A 23,185-nucleotide genomic window follows, 5' to 3' on the forward strand; every position below is an offset into this window, starting at 1 on the left:
GTTTAAGCTTCCTTTAAATTGGAACTGTTGAGTTGTACGTACATTTGCCTTATCATAGTTGCAGGATCGGTTGCATGGGTAATCGCTCCTGAAACGGCAACACCGTACAGGCCAGTCTTGATAATGGCATTGATGTCGGCCAGTTCAATCCCACCAATTGCAATAATGGGAATATGAATATTGGCTAAATTGACCTGTTTTATAATGGCGGCATAACCCTCTAAACCCACTATCGGACTCAGCTTTTGTTTAGTTGTGGTAAATCTATACGGCCCCAGACCAATATAATCTACCTGTTCGGAAACCCGCTGTTTAATATGATCAAAGGTATTGGCCGTTCCACCAATGATCATTTCTTTACCAACAATATCTCTTGCCTGCTCAATCGGCATATCATCCAAACCCAGGTGCAAGCCATATGCATTGGCTTTGAGTGCAATTTCAGGATGATCGTTTACAATGAGCTTGGCACCATAGGCCTCACATAAGGCTACAGCATCTATGGCATATTGTAAAATTTCTGGCTTTGGCTGGTTCTTGATCCTTAGTTGGATCCACTTCGCACCAGCTTCAAGCGCCACTTTAATTGCTGTAAGGTGTGTGCCGTTTTTCGGTTCCTGAGAAATATAGTGTAATCTGTCAATCATTCCATTGGGTTATTTATGATGTTATTTAATCTTTGAAAATTAACAACAGCTTGTGAAGGGGTATTCCAAACGGCACCAAGTATGGCTACACCATCAAAATTCATTTTTCTCGCCTTATTCAGGTTAGTTTCATCTAGGCCACCAAGTGCAATCACCTTAGGCCGTTGGTTCGTTTTTTTTAGTACAAAGCCTTTTTTTACCTGGCCTTGATAACCCGGTTTGGATAGGCTATTAAATACCGGGCTAAAAAAGACATATTCAAATTCATCCAGTAATGGTATTTCAGCAAGATCATGTATGGATGTACTCAACACATAATCCTTTTGTTTTTGATCATTCCATTTTATAACCCCTAAATTAACCCGATACCTTTCAGGATAATGCAAACGCTTGATGTTAAAATCATCTGTAAGCATATGATGCTGATGTAGAGCTATATTAGTATGAAATACCTGATCAATACCTTGAAGCAGATGAATGCATTGGTGGATATTCCACTCCGGCTTTCGCAAATGAAAACGAGTTAATCCGGCATCAAAAAGCTGGTTAATTATATCGGCTTCATTGTCGACAGATTGGGGATCGGAGATCACAATCAAATCCATTACAAATAAATTTCACTTCCTTTTTGTGTAAATTCTTTTGATTTCTCTTCCATTCCTTTGGCTAATGCATCTGTTTCTTCCATGCCATTTTCTTTAGCATATTCCCTAACATCCTGAGTGATTTTCATTGAACAGAAATTCGGGCCGCACATAGAGCAGAAGTGTGCGATTTTAGCGCCATCAGCTGGTAAGGTTTCATCATGAAATTCTTTGGCCGTATCCGGATCAAGAGAAAGGTTAAACTGGTCTTCCCATCTAAATTCAAAACGAGCTTTACTCAATGCATTATCACGGTATTGTGCACCAGGATGTCCTTTGGCCAGATCGGCAGCATGCGCAGCAATTTTGTACGTGATTACTCCATCTTTTACATCCTTTTTGTTTGGTAAACCTAAGTGTTCTTTAGGAGTAACATAACACAACATGGCTGTACCAAACCACCCGATCATAGCAGCACCAATGGCCGAAGTAATGTGGTCATAACCCGGAGCAATATCGGTAGTTAAGGGCCCCAAAGTGTAAAATGGTGCTTCAGAACAATGCTCCAGCTGCTTTTCCATATTTTCTTTAATCAAGTGCATCGGTACGTGGCCAGGACCTTCGATAATGGTTTGTACATCATGCTTCCAGGCAATTTTGGTAAGTTCGCCCAAGGTTTCCAACTCACCAAATTGAGCCGCATCATTTGCATCGGCAATACAGCCCGGACGTAATCCATCACCCAATGAAAATGATACATCATAGGCTTTCATAATTTCACAAATCTCTTCGAAATGTGTATATAAGAAATTTTCCTTATGATGCGCCAGGCACCACTTGGCCATGATGGATCCACCACGAGATACAATACCTGTAATTCTTTTAGCGGTTAAGGGCACGTAGCGCAATAAAACACCGGCATGTATGGTAAAATAATCTACGCCCTGTTCGGCTTGTTCAATCAATGTATCGCGGAAAAGTTCCCAGGTTAAATCTTCAGCTTTGCCATTCACCTTTTCTAAAGCCTGGTAAATGGGTACTGTACCAATGGGAACAGGAGAATTTCTGATAATCCATTCCCGGGTTTCATGAATGTTTTTCCCGGTAGAAAGATCCATAATGGTATCTGCACCCCAACGGCAGGCCCAAACCGCTTTTTCCACTTCCTCTTCAATGCTGGAGGTAACCGCTGAGTTACCAATATTGGCATTGATCTTCACTAAAAAATTCCGGCCAATAATCATGGGTTCTATCTCCGGGTGATTGATATTACAGGGAATTACCGCACGCCCTGCAGCTACTTCCTGGCGAACAAATTCTGGTGTGATTAAACCTTTTGGGGTATTTGCACCAAAGCTATGGCCCTGATGCTGATGATTCATAACGTCGTGCTGTTCTTTCAGTTGTTCTTTTAAAAGATCAATCTGCTGATTTTCACGAATGGCAATGTATTCCATCTCTGGCGTAATAATGCCCTTTTTAGCATAATGCATTTGCGAGACATTCATGCCCGCTTTTGCGCGGAAAGGTTTAGTGGTATGGTTAAACCTAAGGTGATCCAGGCTTTGATCGTTAAGCCTTTGTTGTCCATATTGTGATGAGATATGATCCAGTTGCGCTACATCTCCACGATTGGTAATCCATTCTTCACGTAATTTGGGCAAACCTTTTTTTACATCAATGGTGGCATTTGCGTCTGTGTAGGGACCGCTGGTGTCGTATACTGTTACAGGCGTATTAGGTTCTGTTTCACCGAAACGGCCATGCAGTTTAGTGTCACTTAACGAGATTTCCCTCATCGCTACCTTGATGTTGTGCAGCTTGCCCTGAACAAAAACTTTTTTAGAGGCCGCAAAGGGTGTGGTTGTCAATACCTGGTCTGTTGGAATTTTTTCGTGCTTCATTTTCTTTGGGTTTATGGTTAACCGCCTTGAGTGGCTTTGATGATGATGACCTGATCGCCGGGATGGAGGAGTTGTTTTTCCCAGCTGGTTTTAGGAATAATAGTCTGATTCACCGCTACAGCAATGCCAGTAGCCGGTGTGTTTAAAACAATAGTTATTAAATCCTGCATGCTGCAAGCTTCGGTAACCTGATAATGTTGTTGATTTACGGTGATTTCCATTCTATAGCTAAAAAAAATCAACTTTTAGGAATGGCCCCGTATGGAGGAAAGAAAAGATAGCACCAAATAATAGCGTTATCATTCACTTTTCCCTTCGGCAGTACTAACTGCATCAGGTTCAAAGGGTATTATCTCAGTCCGCAAAGGACACCCCTAAAGTTGCGGTAAACTTATAGAAAAGTTTCTAGAATAGCCAAATTATTCCCTAAAGAAAAATCAACACCCCATTTAAATTAACCCTAAACTGCATTGGTATTTATACTTAAAATAGCTTTTTCACCTTCCTGAGTGTGATTTTTTAGACTAATAAAAGTATTTGTATAGGATGATATTTTTTTTACGAAATTTTTATTAATATCGTAGCTTATGGTGATGATATCGTAAAAAAAACTCAGCCTTTAAAGAAGAAAACATATGAAATCTGAAAGAGAAAAGATGCTTGCTGGTGAACATTATAATATCAATGATCCTGAATTGGTTGAAATCAGATATCAGGTAAGGGAGCTTGTAGATTTATTTAACAATACCAGTCCGAGGGATACAGAAACCAAAGAAAACCTACAGCGAAAAATATTTGCAGATGTTGGAGATAATGTTCATATCGAAAAAGCAATTAGAATTGATTATGGATGCCATACCAAAATTGGAAGCAACGTGTTTATTAATTTTAATTTTGTTCTCTTGGATTGTTGCCCTGTAACCATCGGAAATAATGTTTTTATTGCACCCAATGTTCAGATTTATACGGCAAGCCATCCAATTAATCCCATCGATAGAAACAAACACATTGGTTTCGCCAAGCCTGTAACCATTGGAAATGATGTTTGGATAGGAGGGGACTGCATATTGCTTCCTGGTGTAACCATTGGTGATCGTTGTTCAATTGGTGCAGGAAGTGTGGTTACCAAAAGCATTCCACCCAACTCTTTGGCAGTTGGCTCGCCTTGTAAAGTGGTTAAAAAATTAAATTTTGATCTGTAATTGGTTTATTTAGAGTGTGATAATAATCAGACTTTAATACTGGAAGTATCTCATTCATCAGGTTCGTGTCGTGTTTTAAACACGCTCAATTTTACAGATATAACAACATGCGGCTGCATTTCTGGCATGAAGGTAGTCGATTTCAGGGTGCTGGTCGAAGATTTCACCAATTAAATGATCAACATCCGCATCGCCCACTAATTTTGTGAAAATCATTTGTTGATCTTTTGAATAGCCAATTAAAGATAATGGAAAATTGTCTTTATCTGCTTTGATTTCTGTTGGGAATTGGTGAATATTCCCGTAGGGTTCAATATCTTTTTGATGTATAAATACGGGCCCGGGTTGATTAAACACATTATCAATGGTAAATGGGCTATGGGTAAATAATAACCGGATATCGGTGCCAACAGCGAAAGGTTTTAAAGAAACGCGGCAAGGCCCAAAACCAGTAGCCAGCTGCTCAATCACTTTGCGACCAAAATCATCATTTAAGGTTTGTTTAATTTTATTAGCGTATGCCGCAGAGATGGGAACAATTTTAAATTTCTTCATTATGTGAATTTTAGATACAAATAAATTAAGTTTTGAGTAGCCAAACAATCCGAAACTTGCTGACTTATTAAAATCATACCCTTATTATTTCCATTAATTTTAGGCGTATTTGGTCCAATTTTAATATTTATTTTCCTGATCTGAACAATTCAAAAAACTTCATTTATTATTTGTAAATAATAATTTAATTTCTGTAAATTCACAATAGTTAACACTCTCAAAACATGAAAAAAGTAAGATTACTTTCCCTGCTCCTTGCAGTAGGGATTGGGTTGACCTATATCAGTATAGGTTCATGGGGCTGCAAAAGTCGGCCTTCCTCCTCCGGTAAAGACAGTACAAACACCTCGGTAACTGATTCCGGTCAAACAACATTAAGTTCTAATTTGCCCTACGATGTCACCATCGCACCAACAGACACGGTTCTTCAAACCCAGATCAGAGCAGATTTTGACCTTTTCTCCTGGGAATCATTTATCGCCCTGAACTGGTCGCCGGATAGCACCGAAATAATTGGGCAGCATGGAGATAATGCAACGGTATGGGAAACCTGGAAAGAAAATGCAGAAGTTTTTCTTCCTGATGGTAGCAAGCCGGCACCTTGGAATGCAGCCCTGCAGCAGAAAAATAAAGTGCTGGTACAAGTGGGCAAAACGCCAACGGTATTGCTTACGGATGTAACTCAGCCTTTCTTAACTGGTCCGTTGATCGATCAGAACGGACAATATACCCGATTTGAAATCGTAATGAACGAAAAGATGTTTGATTACATCGATAATAACGTTTTATATAATTATCAGGGACAGCAGAAGTTTACTGATACCATTGCCTTTCCATCTGGTAATAATGAAAAGAAAGCACATGGCGCCATTATGGTTAAAGCCTCATGGAAAATTATGGGTAAAGGTGATGATACCACCCGTTTTCATAAAACAAGGGCTACTATCCATGTCAATGCGATTCCAAAACAAAGTGTAAAGGATACCACTTATACAGCATTGGTAGGTTTGGTTGGACTTCACATTGGTACCAAAAGCCAAAACAATCCACAATGGATTTGGTCTACCTTTGAGCAGGTAGATAATGCACCGACTTTTAATGAGGTGAAGGATATTCACTATAATTTCTACAATGCAGCAGCAGGCAATAATAATATGAACAATGCGCCTGCACATCCGTGGAATCCAAGTATCCCAGGGCAAACGCCAAGCCAGATTGTACGTTTAACTCCTATATTTGAGGGTACTCAGGCATTAAATGATGCCTTTCATAAAAAACTCATTGCTGTTAACCCAAAAACTGTTTGGCAGTATTATGAACTGGTGGGTACGCAATGGCCTGTTCATGCCAAGCAATCCGCTACCGGAGATCCTTTTCCGGTCTATATGGCCAATTCAACACTTGAATCTTATATTCAGGGCGTAGTAAGAGAAGGGAAAATATCATATGTTCCTGGTGTTACTTCAAGCTGTATAGGCTGCCACAATGGGGCCACTTCATGGTCTGGCCGTACATCAGATTTTACTTATTTATTAAGAACGGCATCTGCTTATAAACAGGCTGCCGGAAACAAAAAGAAATAACGCTCAAATTATAACGCTCATGAATTTAGAACAATTTGCGGCACTTTCTCAGGTGCTAACCGGCTATGGACAAGAAACCATATTGCCGAAACTAGATACACAACATCAGGCTGCTGAATATCTTACCACTTTATACACTCCTGGATTAGTGCCTGTAACCACTTTACAGTTGCTTACTAACACCTGGAATACGATTTCAGCTATGCCACAACCTACTTATGAAACGCAGGTAAAGCAGCAGATTATGGGAAATGCAGAACTTGCACCTGTTGCCAAAAACATTATTTACATGTGGTTTTTGGGGATATGGTATGATTTAACTGTTCCACCAGGAACTTCACCAAATAAGGATTTTGTTGTTTCTGCACAAGCCTATCAGAATAGTTTAGTATGGGATACCATGGGGGCACATCCAATGGGTTATAGTGAAGGTGTTTTTGGCTACTGGAATACGCCACCCGTAATTCCGGCACTTAACCCTCCAATTCAATAAATCTATCAATTTACCTTAAACGAAATTTGAAATGAGCAATACAGCTAAACAATATGATGTCATCATTATAGGCGGTGGCTGGGCAGGAAGTGCCATGGCATACCGATTGGGCGAAGCAGGAAAAAAAGTATTAATCCTGGAAGGCGGAATACCTTTGCAGAGCAATAACCGGGAAGATTTTATGGAAACCTTTTTTCTGGCCATGGCTAAAACACCCGAAGCACCATATGTACAAAACTATAATTCACCTAGGCCATCCGTACTGGATATCAAACAAATTACCAACCCGCCAGCACCGTCTGCAGATTGTGCTCATGTAGAAGAATCAATAGATACCGATGGATATTTCATTCAGAAAGGCCCAATGCCTTTTGGCAGTACCTATGAACGTTTGGCTGGCGGAACTTCCTGGCATTGGCTCGGAACCTGCCTGCGCCTGGTACCTAACGATTTTAAAATGTATACCGAATATGGCGTAGGCGTAGACTGGCCCATTACCTATAATGATCTTTCGGATTATTATGACCAGGCAGAATTGGAAATTGGTGTTTCTGCGGATGTTGAGGAACAGATGGTACATGGCATTACATTTAGTGAAGATTATGTATATCCCATGAAACGTATCCCACCATCTGTTCTTGATCAGATACTGACAACAGAATTAAAAGATGTAGTTATAGATGGAAATGTATTAACCGTTACGGGTACACCAGCAGGTAGAAATGGCGAATCCAATATCATGAAGGATGGTACCATATACAACAATGGTCGCCGTCTTTGCCAGGGCAATACGAATTGTACGCCAATATGCCCCATACAAGCCAAATACGATGCTACGATTACTTTAAGTAAAGCCTTAGAAACGGGCAATGTGGATATTATGTATCAAACTGTAGCCAGCAATATTCAAATTGATACCGCTACTAAGGAAGTTACCGGCATTGATTATATTCAATATGAAACCCGTACCGGTCCGGCAACAGGAAGAGGTACGGTAACCGGAACAAAATATGTGATTGCAGCTCATGCCATTGAGGCTGCAAAATTATTGCTCATGTCTAACAAACAAATTACTACAGGTATTGCTAATTCTAGTGGTCAGGTTGGTAAAAATTTAATGGATCATCCGGTAAAACTAAGTTGGGGCAGTATGCCAAAGCCTGTTTATCCTTTTAGAGGACCATTATCTACCTCGGGTATTGAAACGACACGTGATGGTTCATTTCGTTCTGAGCGTGCAGCTTACCGGATTGAGATCGGGAATGAGGGCTGGAACTGGCCAACCGGAGCGCCATATACCCAGGTACAGAATTATGTAGGTAAAATGGGACTGATGGGAACTGCGTTGCGGCAACAGATCATTACTGATTTTACCAAACAGTTTAGACTTGGCTTTTTAGTGGAGCAGATGCCTTCTGAAGAAAATTTTATCATTCCTTCTCCAACCTGTTCAGATAATTTAGGATTGCCACGTCCGGAGATACATTATAACCTGGATGAATATACCCGTGCAGGTTTCAAAGCTGCGGCAGAGGCAACTGGTGTAATTTTCGAGGCACTCGATGCTACTCAAGACAATTCTACGCCCTTAGGTACAGGAGGATTTTTTCAGTATGATGGTGAAAATTATTATTCAGAAGGTGCCGGACACGTGATGGGAACACATCGCATGGGAGACGATCCAAAAACTTCTGTTACTGACGCTGACCTGAAATGTTGGGATCATGATAACCTTTATCTTGTAGGTTGTGGTTCTTTTCCAACAACAGCCACAGCAAATCCAACCTTAACCATGATGGCGCTTGCCTTTAAATCTGCTGATGCCTTATTAAAAAGTTTGGCTTAATCCACAATATATTATTTTCGCAACATATTAATCAGGGCTTTTGTTCTGATTAATATGTTTGCTATTGTATACAGTTTAGGTGGTATTTGTATAATAAATTATCTATTTGTAATCATGCATATATGTCAGCTACTGGAGCTATTTACCAGTTGACTCCTCAGACGGCTGAGCGTTTCAATACGCATCCCCAGGTAGGAAGCTAAGTATTTTAAGGGAATTCTGTGATAGAAATGAGGGTGTGTATCATTCATTCTATTGAGGCGTTTAACAGCACTGTTAAGTCGAATTAAGTAATTCCTTTCTTCAGCCTCATGGTAATGTAGAAATAGTAATTTTCTACAAATCATACTCATTTCCGAAAATTCTTCAAGCAGTTTTTTAACTAATGTATTGGTAATTAATATAACCTGGCAAGGCTCTATTGTTTCAATAAACTGTGGTTTTAAACTATTAAACTGTTTTGAAAAAAGCGTTAGGCCAACAATTTGGCCTTCTGTTGCAATCCAGGTAGTAAGATCATCACCATCTTCCCGGGTAAAACCACGCACCGCTCCAGATAGGATATAATACATATTTGGATGCATATCTAATGGACTGACAATGTGCTTCCGTTTTTTAAATTCGATTACTCGTGTTTCGTTGATAATTAAAGAGGCCATGTCTTTTGGTACATGCCCATGTTGTTCTAAATATCTAATTAATATATTAGATTTTTCGAGATGATTAGCGTTCATATATAAGGATAGAAGACTCCACCTTACTAAAATGATGCCGTTTTGACTATTTAAATTTGTAGCTGCATCTGAAATATGATAAATCAATCCAATAAAATGAATGTAGAATTTATTATACTAATTATTGTCAAATGATTATTGATTCAACCTTTTAATGGTTAATAAATCAAGGAGATCATCATAAAATTGATGTAATACTTCTTTAAAAATTGAATCTGCGTTGTCAACTTTTGAAAACAAAGTCATAGATGAATGCAGTTTCAGGTCATCAGGTGAACCAAATATTTCTTTTGCGCTTTTATTTGGATGTTTTAGTAATGCTGCTGAAATTTCTAGCAAACGCTGACCGAGCGTAGGATGTTTTAAATATTCTTCGGCTTCTATTAAGTTTTTTATACCATAATAGGTAGCCATCTCACTTCTACCTAAACAAGATAACTGAGGGAAAATATACCACATCCAGTGTGTGGTTTTTCTTCCATTTAAAATTTCATTTAGTGCCATAGCATAGCTGCTTTTTTGGGCTTCGAGAAATCTATCTAAGTTGCCTGACTTCATAATGGATATAGAACCCTTAATATTTGATCTTGGTTTTCAAAGCACCTATATCTCTAATTAGATTTACTTAAATTATAAGAAATATACTCTTAAATGCTAAGGCAAAAAAAATGAGCAATTTTAAATTGCCCATCCTAATTTATTATAAAATCTTAAAAATCAGGTTTAAGACTATCCCTCATTAATGTGTCTATGAAGGTATTCTTCTACATTAATTAAATCATTATCAACCTGCTCTTTTGCGGTCATCGAATTATAATGTAAAGAATCCTCGTCAAACTGGCTAAGCAAGGTAATTTTTAATTCTTCTTCACCTGTAGTTGATTCAACAATTTGGCTTTGGCCAACAATTGTACAGATTCCTTCAATGCCATCATGTACAAAACTATATTTCATTTCGAATGTATTTTCATCCGTCATCGGTATTTCAGCAATTTCGGTATACTCGCGTTGTTCTACGGTTTCTAATCCTTGTTTCAATAATTTTATGGCCTGTTGTCTTTTATCTTCTGTCATGATGTGTCTTTCTTGTATAAAGCATTAACAGAAATGAGCAGGCATAGTTTTAATAAAAGCAAATCCTTGGGTTAAATTCCTGCGTACATGATTTATTTATTTAGAATCTATTTGAAATGTGATAGCATGATCATCGAGCCTAAAGACAGGAAGAAAATTATGATACCTATAGTAATCCAGATTGGTTTGATGGCGGGAATAATGAAGTTTTTATACTGATATTGGAAATTGTCAGGATACAGCATGAATTTTATTTTATACCAATCCCATGCAATCAAAATCAGGTTTGCAAGTAACATTAAACTGGTAATAATATAAGTTCCTGAAAAATTCATGCTCATGGTGATGACCCAAATGTTTCCCATAATGGAGAAGAAAAGAATTGCACCCAAGGTGGCAAAACGTTGGCTCATTAATAAGAAAGCTGCCAGGAGTTGTATAGCTCCAAGAAACTGCCAATAAGGGCCGGTTTGGTAAAGTGCTTCAAAGAAATAACCGATAGGGGTATCGGTGCCAGCCTTCGTAAAACGGAAACCTTTCAATTTGGTTAAACCTGATGGGATAAATGCAAATCCAATCAAATATCGGGTAAGGTAAATGAAAATATTAAGTTTTTTATGGGTCCTTAAACGATAATAAAGTGCTTTCATATAGGCAATGAGATGCCGCAATGAACACTTTGTTACAGAATAAATCGTAATCAGGGTCAATAAATCCTTAATTCTTAGGGTGTTTTGTGAATTCAATTTTTATATAATGGTTGTGATTATATTTCAAACTTTTTCTGTTGAGACAGGGTTCTTATGGTATGAATCTGACCGAAAATACAACCATGCTCCAGGCTACAAAAAGAAAACTTTATTATTATCAGCAGCAAGATATTGATCTTCTTTTCAGTAAGCTTAATGAAGACAATAGCAGCAAAGCAAGATTACTGTATCAGCTATCTACTGGTGGTGGAAAAACTGTCATTTTTTCCGAGATTGCGAAGCGTTTTATTCAAAGCCATGGCAAAAAGGTGATTGTGTTAACGCACAGAACTGAACTTTGCAGGCAAACTACCGCTGCGTTGAAAGCCAGTGGCGTAATGAACAAAGTAGTAAATAGCGGTGTGAAAAAGATCTCTAAAAAAGATACTTTTGAGTGTTATGTAGCAATGGTTGAAACCTTGAAACATCGCATAGATGATGGATTAATCAATACTGCTGATGTAGGATTGGTTATTGTAGATGAAGCACATCATAATTCGTTTCATAAACTGCTCGGGCGATTTGAAAATGCTGCGGTTATTGGCGTAACGGCCACACCATTTTCGGCTAATGCAGATTTGCCAATGAATAAGTTTTATGATGAATTAATTATTGGCGAACCTATTTCATCATTGATTGACCAGGGGTTTTTAGCCAAACCTAAAATTTATGGCTATGATGTAGAATTGAATACACTTAGAACAGGCATCTCCGGAGATTTTACCGTAAGCACTTCAGATGAGCTTTATGGTTCACAGGTAATGCTTGATCTGCTGCTTCATGCTTATGAATCTCATTCTTTAAAGAAAAAGACATTAATTTTTAATAACGGCATATTTACTTCCAGAAGGGTATTAGAAGCATTTACCAAAGCTGGTTACCCTATCAGGCACCTGGATAACAAAACTTCTGTTACCGAACGAGTGGAAATACTAAAATGGTACAAAAAAACGAAGGGCGCCATTTTAACTTCGGTTTCTATTTTAACTACCGGGTTCGATGAACCGAGTATTCAGTCTGTAATACTTTACCGGGCTACTACATCCATTACCCTTTATCACCAAATGATTGGTAGGGGAGCCAGAAGGTTAAATGGTAAAAAAACATTCAACATTATTGACTTAGGTAATAATAATGAACGTTTTGGAGAATGGAATGCACCAATAGACTGGCAACACGTATTTGAAAATCCTGCTATTTATCATGAAAGCCTGCATAAATCTACCAGTGTTATTCATCAGATCTCGCCAGATTTGCGTGCTAAATTTCCCAATTCATTAGAGGTTGCTTTTGATGTATTAGCTGCATATCAAACAGCAACGGAATCAGGCCAGAAAGCAAAAATTGTAATCCGCGATTCTATTCGCCAGCATGCATTGATGTGTGTAGATAATAGTGGTACCATTGCAGAAGCACATCAACTGTGTAATGAATTGGATAAAGAAATAGACTTTAGGGTAAAGCAATATGGAAAGTGTTTGGGTAAGGTTACCAAAAATTATATGCAGTGGCTGGGAGAAGATTACCGCAACCGTTTAAATAAAATGGTCTCTAAACTGATGGGTAAACGTGAATTATTACGTACCGCAGTTTAACAATACCACAATTTTTGCAAAAGCTTTGACAACTTCTTAAACCATATGGGAAAGGAAGTTGTCAAAGCCATAATCCAGTAAACTGTAGAATATTATTACTCCGATCTTTCGATAAATTCATCATCGCCTTCCTTAGGTATCTCATCAGCTTGATGATGTCTGGACTGATCCCTAAAATTGATCACCTGATTTCTAATGTTATCAAAGTTAGCGTCACTGCCTAACAATGTAATTAACTCCTCAATTTCTGTGGCGCTTGCCTGTATTTCTAGTTTTATCATATTTTTTGAGTAAAAGGCTTGCAGTCTAAACCTTAGATGTTTTTTATATGGATTTTTTACTGTTCCAGCATAACCCCGTTGATGGATAGCCCGGTACAATTGAGGGACAACGAAACATTCCCAATAGAGTCCCCATAATAAGTTGAAGAAAACTGATCAGAATAACTGCTTAAACTTCCATTTAAAAACTTGATGGTTCTGGTTGGAATTTTACCGTAACTATCTGTTATCGTAATGGTACCATCAAAAGTTATTTTCTTAGAAGCTAATAGTTTCAGCATATCATCCTGAAGATTTTTAGCATCCATAATCAGGTAGAAAATGCCGGGCTTATAACCAGAAGTTGCCATGCTGGCCTTGGTAGAAGTAGAATCTTTGCCTTTAGCTGGTAAACTTAAAGCTGTTTCATCATTGTACCTGGAAAGGGTAGTTGATACACTATTGAGTGCCGTATTGATTGTTTTACCTTGTGATTTAACACTCAGTACAATTGAAATTCTTGCATCTTCCTGCTGTGCATAAGCAGTTTTAATTTGTAATGATGTAAATAACACCATTGACATTAGGGCGATAATATTTCTCATTTTTTTTTAGTTTTTATTTAAACATCAATACCAGATATTTGTTCGGTATACACAGCACTAAAGTTGACGGTAAAATCACCTTTGATATGAAATTGTTATAATTTTAATCAGCCAAGCTGAATGAAATGATTGGAAATGGTATCCGTAAGGTGAAACAAATGGAACATCAACAAGTGTTGAAGTTATGGGAAGATTCTGTAAGGGCAAGTCATGATTTTATTACCGAAACAGATATTGATGATTACCGCATCATGATATCAAATAGTTTGCACAACATGCAAATATTTTGCATGGAAAAGGCTGATCGGATGCAAGGCTTCATTGCACTAACCAATTATAAAATTCAGTTGCTTTTTGTTCATCCGGAATTTTATAGGCAAGGGATTGGTAAAAGCTTAATTGATTTTGCAATTAAAAATCATCAGGTTTGGATGGTTGATGTAAATGCTCAGAATGAGCGGGCAGTATCCTTCTATCTAAGTTTAGGTTTTGAAGTATATCAAAAATTCCCGACAGATGGAGCCGGAAAATCTTATCCCGTTTGGAGTTTAAGGTTAAACAAAATAAATTCAGTTAAAAATATTTTGCAAAAATGGAGTAGTAAGCTAGTTTCTGCACTAAAATTATAAATCGTCATCATATTTAAAACATCCTAAACCCATCTAAAATAAATTTACATCTATGAAAACACCTTTGTTTATTTTTACACTTACGCACTTCTTAATCGCTAATTTAAGTAATCCATTTCAAACAGATGATCATGTGCAGGTGCCTACGGCTTTAAAAAAATACATCCCGAAAGGTTTTGATGCGTTGGAAATGGCTAAGGGAGATTTAAACCGTGATGCTTATGCTGACATAATTCTGGTACTGAAAAAGAGAGGCGAAGAGAAAACTTCGGATGTAATTAACCATCCTGAAAAAAGACCTTTGCTAATTTTGCTGGGACAAGCCGACAAAACTTATAAACTTGCAGCCAGAAGTGATAATAGTGTTTATTGCGTAGATTGTGGTGGCATGATGGGCGATCCATTTACCGGAATAACCATTAAGAATGGCTACTTTTCTGTTGAACACTATGGTGGCAGCGGACAGCGCTGGACAAGAATAGTTACTTTTAAATATTTACCTGCGGAAAAGAATTGGTTCTTATTTAAGGATGGTGGAGAACGCTTTCATGCTACGGCTCCTGAAGAAGTTAAAACTGAGGTAAAAACAGTTAAAAATTTCGGAAAAATTCCTTTTCAAAAATTCGACATTTATAAAGAGGAGAATTAATTAGATCTTTAAATAGAAACTTCACTAACTAAATCTTATGATAAGAAAAACATTTTTTTTTGTTTTATTACTGTTTGCTACTCATATTGCTTTCGCCCAAGATGAGTTTAATGTTGAAGTACCAAAGGATATCATTATTTTAAATAGTACAAAAGATTATAAAGCTGCCTTATCAACGGCTAAAAAGGCTTCAGCTCTGCTTCATAAAAAATTAGATTTAAGAGGTTTAATGCCAAATGATGAAATTGGTTTATCTATGAGCAAAGGTGATTGTATGGAAGATGCTGGTGGAGATGAAAATGGTTACCCTTGCTATCCGGCACGTGGAGATGGTGCGGCTGTTAATGATGATTATATTTCTGTAGAGTATTCTAATGCCTATAAAGGTTTCGCAAGAGGCTATTATATTGTTGTTGCAGCTGTCACGGATGTAAAATCACTTGATATGAGAAATAAATTGAAAACCATTAAGAAAAAATATCCTGATGCTTATGCAAAACGTACCTACATCTGGAGAGGATGTATGCATTAGCTATAAATAAATTTAGGTTAATTAATTTATGAAAGTGAATGAAAATATAATTAAAATTCACTGTTTGAGCACATATAGACTAATAAAGTTCGTGTGCGTATTATACATTCAAAACGAACACCCCCAATTATCGAATTCCAGATATTTAATGAAGATCATAATTTTTATAGAAATAGGATGATATGTTCTAAAGTATGGCCTTTAATTATAGCCTCTCTCATTTTGTTATTTAAGTATTTCTAGCTATACATCACAAGGCGTAATTGATTTACGAATTTAAAAGGTAAAAACACCCTTTGTTATTTAAATTTAATCTTGGGCACCATAATTGTATATTATGACCTCGTTAGAATTAAATCAACGGGACGATTTAGATTAATAACATGATGCATGCACAATTAATGCATCAATCAATACAGCCATCTGGATGGATAGCTGATGATAAAGCAAACCTCGCAAAACATGCGGGGTTTGTTTGTTTTATGCGTTTAGAAATGTGAATAATTTTAGGTATAAAACTGAACGAGTAAGATTGGTTTATTTATCTTGCATCAGCAGGCTACAGAAGAAATGAAAAACATTAAAAAAGAAAACTTACCAGAAAAAATTTGCCCGGTTTGCCAGTTATCTTTTACGTGGCGAAAAAAATGGGAGAGAAATTGGGATAACGTAATTTATTGCAGTAAAAGATGTGCATTAACAAAACGTCAGGTAAGGTAAATGAAGATTGCTGGTTTAATCTCTATCTATACTTGAAAGGAGATTAAATGAAAACGCCACATGAAATAGATCTTCATATGGCGCTTAATTATTACAATGACTTTAACCAGGTTACCACTTCATCACGGGTTTTTCCCGTTTTTTGCTGTAATCTTCCATAAAGTTCTTCATCTTTACCCTCTTCGTGCTTCAAGTCATCATCAGTAAGATCACCGTAAGCTTGTTTCACTTTTCCTTTGAGCTCATTCCAAGCTCCTTTTAATTCTAACTTGTCCATATCAATTGAATTTATTTACCCAATTAAACACCACGATATCAGGAATGTTTTTTACTAAAATATATTTTGTATTCCTGATTGCTATAATCATCAATTTTGATATATTTCTTGTTTTTTTCTTCTCCATTTACAAACTAAATAATGCTTTTTTAGTTAATGTATCTAATTGTCCGCGATTTCAGTTTAGAAAGAACAAACAATGAAAAATCAATGAGGATAGATTAGGGTATTTCTAATGCTAATGATCAATTCAAAGTTGATAGAACAGACAAAGAAGATCATGAACATATTTGAGAATGGAGCATTACCACACTCCAATAACGACATTAAAAAGGATTTTGAATTGCTTTCGAGAGCAATGGATGCTTCCATTTCAGGAATTATCATTACAGATAATTTAGAACCAGATAACCCAATCATTTATTGCAACAGTGCTTTCGAAAAAATAAGTGGCTATAAACGTTCTGAAATTATTGGCCATAACTGCAGGTTTTTACAAAAAGAGGATCGTACACAACAAGAAAGAGCAATTATTCGCGATGCTGTTTCAAAAGGTGAAAGTTGTACCGTTGAAATTAGGAATTATCGTAAAAATGGTGATCTTTTTTGGAACGAGTTATTTATCTCACCAGTTGTTGGGAAGGATGGAAAGATAACCAATTTCATTGGTGTTCAGAATGATGTTACCAAACGTAAAAAAATAGAACAGGACTTAAAACAGCAGCAGGATTTGATGGAAAAGCAAATTGCTGACCGTACACGCCACTTACGCGAAAGCGAACTTTTTTTATCCAGTATTATTCAAACAGTTCGTGAAAGTTTGCTGGTATTGGACCCGGATTTTAATGTAGTAAGTGCCAATGATTATTTTATTAAAACTTTCAAAGTAACCAAGGAGGAAACTGTAGGTACCAATTTATATAAACTAGGTAACCACCAATGGGATATTCCGAAATTGAAAGAATTACTGATTGATATTCTTCCTACCAACAATCCGGTAGAAGACTTTGAAGTAGAACACGATTTCCCGCATATCGGGAGGAAATTAATGTTGCTTAATGCTTATCGGATAGAACTGGAAGGGCAATTCAAAGATCAGATTTTATTGGCAATAGAAGATATTACAGAGAAAAGAGAGATCGAAAGAAGAAAGGATGATTTCTTATCAATCGCAAGTCATGAACTTAAAACGCCTTTAACCACTATTAAAGGATACGTTCAGGCGATGGAAAGGGTAATGCCTGAAAATGCCGGTGAACGTTTCCGAAATATGCTTTCTAAAACCTCACGATATCTTGATCGGCTCAATAACCTGATTGCAGAATTATTGGATGTTTCCAGAATCCAGACGGGAAATATTGAACTGCATAAACTACCTTTTGAATTTGATAAAATGGTAAAGGAAACTGTAGAAGCTATTCAGTCCGCATCCAGCAATCATGAAATAAAAATAACAGGATCTTCCGGAATTATTGTTGCTGCTGATGAATCTCATATCATCCAGGTATTAAATAATCTTTTATCCAATGCGATAAAATATGCACCAGATGCCGAAAAAGTACATGTTCATATTTCTAAAGTCAGTGAATACGTTAAAGTATCAGTAAAGGATGAAGGAATGGGAATTAGCCTGGAAGATCAGAAGAAAATTTTCGAACGTTTTTTCAGGGCTGGAGAAATTCAGCAACGCTTTCCAGGTATGGGTATCGGGCTCTATATCTGTGAACAGATTATCAAAAACCATAATGGAACTCTTTGGGTTGAAAGTGAGAAAGGTAAAGGGTCTACTTTTAGTTTTACTTTACCAATTAATACAACAAATTAGAAGCGTATAATGAGTAATAACAAGACAATTTTAATCTGTGATGATGATGAAGGAATTCTGGATATGCTTGAAATGGTATTTGAAGATTCTCCATACACGGTAATTGCTGAACAAAACAGCTTAAATGTTAAAGGAATCGTAGAAAGGCAATCTCCGGATTTAGTCGTACTGGATTTGTGGATGCCTGTATTATCTGGTGATCAGGTACTTAAAATGATTCGTAAAAACCCTAAAACAGAAACGCTTCCGGTCATTATCATTTCAGCAAGCAGAGAGGGTAAGCAGATTGCTACCAGTGCTGGTGCAACAGCTTACATTTCCAAGCCTTTTGATTTTGAAGAATTAATGACCACCGTAAACAATTTAATGAGTTAATAGATATTGCTCCGCATAAGCTTTGTAGTTAAATGAATTTTTATTGCAATAGAATTAAGGAAAGTAGAAATGGAACCGGCTATACCAGAGGAAAATTATAAGACAAAGTATATTGAAAGTGAAAAAAGGTTTAGAAAGATTTTTTCATTGACCTCTGCCGCTACTAAAATTATTGATGAAAATCTGGTGATTTTAGAAGTGAACGATGCTTTAATAGATTTAATGGGATATACAAGGGAGGAGATTTGTGGTAAGAAAATTCTTGATTTTGCTATTGAGCCCTATATTCAATCCTGGCAAAAGCTGCAACACGAAATGTGGGCACATGGAAAGCCTTTTTTTAAGCTGGAAGCCTGTTTGAAAAAAAAGAATGGCGAAGTGATATGGGTGAATGTAACTACCATTCTTTTTAACGACGGCCATAAAAGGTTTGCCTATACAGTGTTAGACGATTATACTTTTATGAAAATTTACCAGGAAAGTGAGAAACGCCTGAATATGTCACTTCAATATTCCAGAATGGCTGTTTTTGAACTAAATCTCAACAATGGAGATCTGGTACACTCCGAAGGGCTTAATGAAGTTATAGGAATTAATCCATCTCTTTCACACTTGAATATAAATATGCTGGCAGATTGTTTTATTCAAGATGACGCAAAGGATTTGCATAATCTATTAAAGCAAATGCCTGAAGAAAGTTCCATCGATTTTGTTGGCAGAGTAAATATGGCTACATCTGGAATTAAATGGGTAAGGTTGCAGGGTAGCATTGAGGCAGATGAAAATAATATTCAGAAACTTCTGGGTACTGTACAAGATATTAGCAAAGAAAAACAAGCAGACCAGTATAAAGATGATTTCATTAGCATCGCCAGTCATGAATTGCGCACGCCCATTACCATACTGAGTGGCACTTTACAATTACTGGATCGAAATAAACCAGATGGAGATTTAAAACTGTCTGGCCTAATTGAGCAGGCCAATAAAAGCCTTAAAAAGGTTACCATCTTAATTGAAGACCTGCTTAATGCAAGTAAAATGAACGAAGGCCAGCTGCATTTGAATAAGCAGCCTTTTAATATTGTAGAGGCAGTGAATGAGTGTTGCGCACACATCAATCGCGAGGGTATCTATCAAATTATGGTAGAAGGAGACCTTTCAGCTCATATTTATGGCGATACCGACCGAATACAACAGGTGATTATTAATTTCGTAAATAATGCCATTAAGTACGCACCCGATGAGAAAATTATCAGAATTAAAGCTATTGATAAGGGTGATGTGGTTAAGGTTTCTGTAATAGACTCCGGACCTGGAATTGATGAGGAAAAGGCTGAACACCTCTTTGATCGCTATTACCGTGTAGATTCAAAAGGCAGCCAATATTCTGGTCTTGGCTTAGGGCTTTACATTTCAGCAGAAATTATAAAAAAACATGGTGGAGAAATTGGTGTAAACAGTATAGACGGGAATGGAAGCGAATTTTGGTTTATCCTTCCAAAACAAAATCACCAGCTGAATTGATTAAAACCTCGCTCTGCTAAAAACATTAATTCTGCTTTAACCGTTATAACGGATGAATATGATGTTTTAAAATAGATATTAATAGAAAGATATGCTCCTGAATAAGACGATTCCTGCTAGATATATTTTAAATAAAATTAAGCTCGAGGTACTTTATGTATTGATCATTGGATTGCTTGTAAACTACCTCACAGCACAATATAAAAATTTGATTCCTGAAATGCCCATTGCCATCCCTACATTTATTGGCACAGCAATTTCCGTAATTCTCTCATTTAAAATTAATCAATCATATGATCGGTGGTGGGAAGCCAGGAAAATATGGGGGAGTATTGTTAACGACAGCCGTAGTTTTGTATTGCAATTACAGTCATTCATATCTAATGCCAATAATGGTGAAATTAAAGCATTAGCTTACCGGCATATTGCCTGGTGTTATAGCCTTGGGCAAAGTTTAAGGGGTAATAATGCCGTAGAAAACCTCGATCGTTATATCAGTGAAAAGGATTTAGAAGCTATTAAAAAACATAATAATAAGCCACTGGCCTTACTACAGTTAAATACCTTGCAAATAGCAGATCTTCGTGAAAAAGGTCAGCTTGAATTGTTTAGCCACATTCAAATTAACAACACACTTGTTAATTTTTCAAATGCGATGGGTATGGCAGAGCGGATCAAAAGCACGGTTTTTCCTAAAACCTACCGCTTATTTTTGCATTTCTTTATTTATATTTTCGTGGTAACCCTCTCCATCGCTTTGCGCAATATTGACAGCTTTTTTGAAATCCCATTACTACTGGTGATATCATCTGCATTTTTTCTGCTCGAAAAATCTGCCACTCACCTGCAGGAGCCCTTTAACAATAAACCTACTGATACAGCGGTAACCACCATTGCAACCACTATAGAAATTAACATTAAACAGCTACTTGGAGAAGATAATGTGCCTGAACCACTGGCACCACAAAGTTATTATGCAATGTAATGCAAGCTAATAGTGGTGAGCCTATTTTATTGAATATGCTTTAGTTTAGTGATGAATGATATTGCTTAGATTCCTGCTGAACGATTTTAAAAGTTGCAGCATCTGAGTTTGAAGCCACTTTAATTACATTTTTTGATCGCACATCCAATCTTCTGATTAAAAAGATAAGTTCTACACTGGCTATAAAAATTAGTAGATAACCATAGGTCTCTAAAGATTCTTCTGATATGTTTTTTACATCCCGCATGTAACCATTTTCCATGGCTGCCATCCAGAATACCTTTCGCCCATAGAGCCTGGAGAAAATATAGGTCGTTAAAAACCCAGCTATCATGATGCCAAAAGCAAATAAGGAAGTGTATACTTTCAAATTATCCATTAGCTTTTTACGCCTGATGATGGCAAAATAAATGGGAAAGGGCAGGGACAGGATTACAATGGTTTGCCATGCGCCATCAAAATAGTGCAGATCCAGGTAAGCATCCTGTTCGCGTACCAGCGAAACAAAAAGAAATTCAGCAATTAATACGAGTAATGGTCTCCAGTTTTTATAAACCGCAATGCCATAAGTTAAGGCAATACCAGAAAAAAGAAGTAATACACTTTGTAATGTTTCTACAGCAGAATCTTCAGAAAACTTCATTCCCTGTTCTTCTTTCATCACCTGCAACATCAGAAACTGGGCTAAACCAACTATAGCTACGCCATAAATGATAAATTTTATAAACATCGTTATTAAACCAGATGAATTTAAGGTTACAGAATTCAATTGGTTTTTGGGATGGTATGGGATGTGAATATCGGGCTGACTGATCATGATAATAATTTGAATCAAAAGTCTCTAAAAACAAATCCACCATCAAGGTCAATATGTAGCGAAAATTCTCCCTTTTGTATGAAAATGCTATGGTGAGTTAGAAAATAGTTTGATGAGGGAGTCGGTTTTCCATTCGGTAAACCGACGGAGATATTCCGGTATTCTTTTTAAAGTATTTCCCAAAAAAAGAAGCATTTGCAAAATTAAGTGCCTCTGCAACACTGGAAATATTATGTGCATAATTGGCCAGTAAAATTTTTGCCTCACCAATTACCATCTCATCAATTAGTTCGCCAGCAGTTTTTCCGGTTACTGATTTTACAACCTGCGATAAATGCCTTGGCGTAATATACAATTTACTGGCATAAAATATAACCAGCCTTTCTTTTTTAAAATGTAAAGATAGCAGGTTTAAAAAGTTAGTTGTCAATTCAGATTTACTGTCTCTTCTTGGCGGCTCAAAATTGTCACGGTTATTATGTGATAGCAATAAATCGTAAAGAATTTCAATAAAACTATTTCTGATGATATCATTTCTGTAGGGCATATCAGCAGCAATTTTTAACTTTTTCTCCAGTGCCAGTACATCATGATACAAGTCGTTATATTCATCCCTTTTTAAGGAAAATTTATTAATAGACTTACTTTGAAATACGGTATAGTGCTGTGCAGCTGTAAGAAAAATACCTTCTTTAGAAAGGTAATCTTTATTAAATGTGATTTTGATGAATGAGAAATCTGTATGATCCATCACCTCATATACAGAATCAGGAAAGACGAAAAATATATCTTTCTCTTTTAACGTTTCATTTCTAAAGTTGGTTTTTATATTAATACGTCCTTTTATAACCAATATGAATGCGAAAGATACGGCTCTGAAAGGTTGGTTATTACAAACTCCCTTAGAAAGCTGGTCAATTCTGGAAACTTCCAATCCTTCACTATCCTTTGAGTTGTAAACTAATCCCATTTCTTGTGGGATATTATGATTTAAAGTTCGTTGCATGGATATTAGGTTGTT

Annotated in this window: 27 protein-coding genes and 1 riboswitch; of the genes, 13 read left to right on the top strand and 14 right to left on the bottom strand. The window is 36.8% G+C overall.

Features of this window, described 5'->3' with window-relative positions; translation table 11 throughout:
• Nucleotides 1-2: 2 nt before the first annotated feature.
• Genes AN34_RS13155 through thiS form a run of 4 tightly spaced genes read right to left on the bottom strand, consistent with a single transcriptional unit; the run spans nucleotide 3 to nucleotide 3,377 of the window.
• Nucleotides 3-647, bottom strand: coding sequence for a thiamine phosphate synthase (locus AN34_RS13155; RefSeq protein WP_029286158.1), 645 nt, complete (start codon nucleotides 645-647; stop codon nucleotides 3-5).
• Nucleotides 644-1,252 (bottom strand): thiamine phosphate synthase, encoded by a 609-nt coding sequence (locus tag AN34_RS13160; RefSeq protein ID WP_029286160.1) that lies wholly within the window; start codon nucleotides 1,250-1,252, stop codon nucleotides 644-646. The genes AN34_RS13155 and AN34_RS13160 overlap by 4 nt, the downstream gene beginning before the upstream one ends.
• Nucleotides 1,252-3,135, bottom strand: a complete 1,884-nt coding sequence (gene thiC / locus AN34_RS13165; RefSeq protein WP_029286163.1) for a phosphomethylpyrimidine synthase ThiC — start codon at nucleotides 3,133-3,135, stop codon at nucleotides 1,252-1,254. Before thiC ends, AN34_RS13160 begins: the two co-directional genes overlap by 1 nt.
• A gap of 17 nt (nucleotides 3,136-3,152) precedes the next feature.
• A complete protein-coding gene (gene thiS, locus AN34_RS13170; RefSeq protein WP_255353657.1) occupies nucleotides 3,153-3,377 on the bottom strand; it encodes a sulfur carrier protein ThiS in 225 nt (74 codons plus the stop codon).
• 51 nt (nucleotides 3,378-3,428) lie between these two features.
• A riboswitch (TPP riboswitch) is annotated at nucleotides 3,429-3,521 on the bottom strand.
• A gap of 249 nt (nucleotides 3,522-3,770) precedes the next feature.
• Between thiS and AN34_RS13175 the strand changes: the two genes are divergently transcribed.
• The gene (locus AN34_RS13175) at nucleotides 3,771-4,337 is read left to right on the top strand and encodes a sugar O-acetyltransferase (protein WP_029286167.1); all 567 of its coding nucleotides are present in this window, start codon (nucleotides 3,771-3,773) and stop codon (nucleotides 4,335-4,337) included.
• Between the two features lie 75 nt (nucleotides 4,338-4,412).
• On the opposite strand, the gene AN34_RS13180 is transcribed toward AN34_RS13175, so the two are convergent.
• The gene (locus AN34_RS13180; protein WP_029286169.1) at nucleotides 4,413-4,892 is read right to left on the bottom strand and encodes a DUF1203 domain-containing protein; all 480 of its coding nucleotides are present in this window, start codon (nucleotides 4,890-4,892) and stop codon (nucleotides 4,413-4,415) included.
• Between the two features lie 224 nt (nucleotides 4,893-5,116).
• Between AN34_RS13180 and AN34_RS13185 the strand changes: the two genes are divergently transcribed.
• The 3 genes from AN34_RS13185 to AN34_RS13195 are packed head-to-tail and all read left to right on the top strand — an operon-like array spanning nucleotide 5,117 to nucleotide 8,814.
• The gene (locus tag AN34_RS13185; protein WP_051666534.1) at nucleotides 5,117-6,475 is read left to right on the top strand and encodes a hypothetical protein; all 1,359 of its coding nucleotides are present in this window, start codon (nucleotides 5,117-5,119) and stop codon (nucleotides 6,473-6,475) included.
• A gap of 19 nt (nucleotides 6,476-6,494) precedes the next feature.
• Complete coding sequence (locus tag AN34_RS13190; RefSeq protein ID WP_051666536.1) at nucleotides 6,495-6,968, top strand: hypothetical protein; 474 nt, start codon at nucleotides 6,495-6,497, stop codon at nucleotides 6,966-6,968.
• A gap of 31 nt (nucleotides 6,969-6,999) precedes the next feature.
• Nucleotides 7,000-8,814 carry a GMC family oxidoreductase gene (locus AN34_RS13195; RefSeq protein WP_029286175.1) on the top strand — a complete coding sequence of 605 codons (1,815 nt, stop codon included), beginning with the start codon at nucleotides 7,000-7,002 and terminating at the stop codon, nucleotides 8,812-8,814.
• 125 nt (nucleotides 8,815-8,939) lie between these two features.
• On the opposite strand, the gene AN34_RS13200 is transcribed toward AN34_RS13195, so the two are convergent.
• From AN34_RS13200 to AN34_RS13215, 4 genes are all read right to left on the bottom strand, one after another.
• Nucleotides 8,940-9,548, bottom strand: a complete 609-nt coding sequence (locus tag AN34_RS13200) for a Crp/Fnr family transcriptional regulator (protein ID WP_029286178.1) — start codon at nucleotides 9,546-9,548, stop codon at nucleotides 8,940-8,942.
• Between the two features lie 135 nt (nucleotides 9,549-9,683).
• The gene (locus AN34_RS13205) at nucleotides 9,684-10,106 is read right to left on the bottom strand and encodes a DUF1810 domain-containing protein (RefSeq protein ID WP_029286180.1); all 423 of its coding nucleotides are present in this window, start codon (nucleotides 10,104-10,106) and stop codon (nucleotides 9,684-9,686) included.
• Between the two features lie 171 nt (nucleotides 10,107-10,277).
• Nucleotides 10,278-10,622: a hypothetical protein gene (locus AN34_RS13210; protein ID WP_029286182.1), complete on the bottom strand. Its 345-nt coding sequence runs from the start codon at nucleotides 10,620-10,622 to the stop codon at nucleotides 10,278-10,280.
• Between the two features lie 107 nt (nucleotides 10,623-10,729).
• Complete coding sequence (locus AN34_RS13215) at nucleotides 10,730-11,272, bottom strand: DoxX family membrane protein (protein WP_082468399.1); 543 nt, start codon at nucleotides 11,270-11,272, stop codon at nucleotides 10,730-10,732.
• Between the two features lie 158 nt (nucleotides 11,273-11,430).
• On the opposite strand from AN34_RS13215, the gene AN34_RS13220 reads away from it, so the two are divergent.
• A complete protein-coding gene (locus AN34_RS13220; RefSeq protein WP_029286185.1) occupies nucleotides 11,431-12,966 on the top strand; it encodes a DEAD/DEAH box helicase in 1,536 nt (511 codons plus the stop codon).
• Nucleotides 12,967-13,061: 95 nt separating this feature from the next.
• Here the strand turns inward: AN34_RS13220 and AN34_RS13225 are convergent, their stop codons facing one another.
• Complete coding sequence (locus AN34_RS13225) at nucleotides 13,062-13,247, bottom strand: hypothetical protein (protein WP_029286187.1); 186 nt, start codon at nucleotides 13,245-13,247, stop codon at nucleotides 13,062-13,064.
• 56 nt (nucleotides 13,248-13,303) lie between these two features.
• Nucleotides 13,304-13,831: a hypothetical protein gene (locus AN34_RS13230; protein WP_231625551.1), complete on the bottom strand. Its 528-nt coding sequence runs from the start codon at nucleotides 13,829-13,831 to the stop codon at nucleotides 13,304-13,306.
• Nucleotides 13,832-13,956: 125 nt separating this feature from the next.
• Here AN34_RS13230 and AN34_RS13235 point away from each other — a divergent pair, with 125 nt between their 5' ends.
• The 4 genes from AN34_RS13235 to AN34_RS21440 all read left to right on the top strand — a co-directional run bounded on the left by AN34_RS13235 (nucleotide 13,957) and on the right by AN34_RS21440 (nucleotide 16,361).
• The gene (locus AN34_RS13235) at nucleotides 13,957-14,460 is read left to right on the top strand and encodes a GNAT family N-acetyltransferase (protein ID WP_051666538.1); all 504 of its coding nucleotides are present in this window, start codon (nucleotides 13,957-13,959) and stop codon (nucleotides 14,458-14,460) included.
• Between the two features lie 52 nt (nucleotides 14,461-14,512).
• The gene (locus AN34_RS13240; RefSeq protein WP_051666539.1) at nucleotides 14,513-15,109 is read left to right on the top strand and encodes a hypothetical protein; all 597 of its coding nucleotides are present in this window, start codon (nucleotides 14,513-14,515) and stop codon (nucleotides 15,107-15,109) included.
• A 37-nt stretch (nucleotides 15,110-15,146) separates the two neighbouring features.
• The gene (locus AN34_RS13245) at nucleotides 15,147-15,641 is read left to right on the top strand and encodes a hypothetical protein (protein WP_029286196.1); all 495 of its coding nucleotides are present in this window, start codon (nucleotides 15,147-15,149) and stop codon (nucleotides 15,639-15,641) included.
• A 570-nt stretch (nucleotides 15,642-16,211) separates the two neighbouring features.
• Complete coding sequence (locus tag AN34_RS21440; RefSeq protein ID WP_082468414.1) at nucleotides 16,212-16,361, top strand: DUF2256 domain-containing protein; 150 nt, start codon at nucleotides 16,212-16,214, stop codon at nucleotides 16,359-16,361.
• A gap of 91 nt (nucleotides 16,362-16,452) precedes the next feature.
• Here AN34_RS21440 and AN34_RS13250 read toward each other — a convergent pair whose 3' ends face one another.
• Nucleotides 16,453-16,638, bottom strand: a complete 186-nt coding sequence (locus AN34_RS13250) for a CsbD family protein (RefSeq protein WP_029286197.1) — start codon at nucleotides 16,636-16,638, stop codon at nucleotides 16,453-16,455.
• Between the two features lie 280 nt (nucleotides 16,639-16,918).
• Between AN34_RS13250 and AN34_RS13255 the strand changes: the two genes are divergently transcribed.
• The 4 genes from AN34_RS13255 (at nucleotide 16,919) to AN34_RS13270 (ending at nucleotide 21,347) form a co-directional block, all read left to right on the top strand.
• Nucleotides 16,919-18,463 carry an ATP-binding protein gene (locus AN34_RS13255; protein WP_029286199.1) on the top strand — a complete coding sequence of 515 codons (1,545 nt, stop codon included), beginning with the start codon at nucleotides 16,919-16,921 and terminating at the stop codon, nucleotides 18,461-18,463.
• Nucleotides 18,464-18,472: 9 nt separating this feature from the next.
• Nucleotides 18,473-18,838: a response regulator gene (locus tag AN34_RS13260; RefSeq protein WP_029286201.1), complete on the top strand. Its 366-nt coding sequence runs from the start codon at nucleotides 18,473-18,475 to the stop codon at nucleotides 18,836-18,838.
• A 69-nt stretch (nucleotides 18,839-18,907) separates the two neighbouring features.
• Nucleotides 18,908-20,362 carry an ATP-binding protein gene (locus tag AN34_RS13265; protein WP_051666541.1) on the top strand — a complete coding sequence of 485 codons (1,455 nt, stop codon included), beginning with the start codon at nucleotides 18,908-18,910 and terminating at the stop codon, nucleotides 20,360-20,362.
• A gap of 91 nt (nucleotides 20,363-20,453) precedes the next feature.
• Nucleotides 20,454-21,347: a bestrophin family protein gene (locus AN34_RS13270; RefSeq protein ID WP_029286205.1), complete on the top strand. Its 894-nt coding sequence runs from the start codon at nucleotides 20,454-20,456 to the stop codon at nucleotides 21,345-21,347.
• Between the two features lie 40 nt (nucleotides 21,348-21,387).
• Here the strand turns inward: AN34_RS13270 and AN34_RS13275 are convergent, their stop codons facing one another.
• Both AN34_RS13275 and AN34_RS13280 read right to left on the bottom strand, forming a co-directional pair.
• Nucleotides 21,388-22,164 carry a hypothetical protein gene (locus tag AN34_RS13275; RefSeq protein ID WP_051666543.1) on the bottom strand — a complete coding sequence of 259 codons (777 nt, stop codon included), beginning with the start codon at nucleotides 22,162-22,164 and terminating at the stop codon, nucleotides 21,388-21,390.
• A 97-nt stretch (nucleotides 22,165-22,261) separates the two neighbouring features.
• The gene (locus AN34_RS13280) at nucleotides 22,262-23,170 is read right to left on the bottom strand and encodes an AraC family transcriptional regulator (RefSeq protein WP_082468400.1); all 909 of its coding nucleotides are present in this window, start codon (nucleotides 23,168-23,170) and stop codon (nucleotides 22,262-22,264) included.
• Between the last annotated feature and the right edge of the window lie 15 nt (nucleotides 23,171-23,185).

It is taken from the genome of Pedobacter sp. R20-19, assembly GCF_000708265.2.
Taxonomy (GTDB): Bacteria; Bacteroidota; Bacteroidia; order Sphingobacteriales; family Sphingobacteriaceae; genus Pedobacter.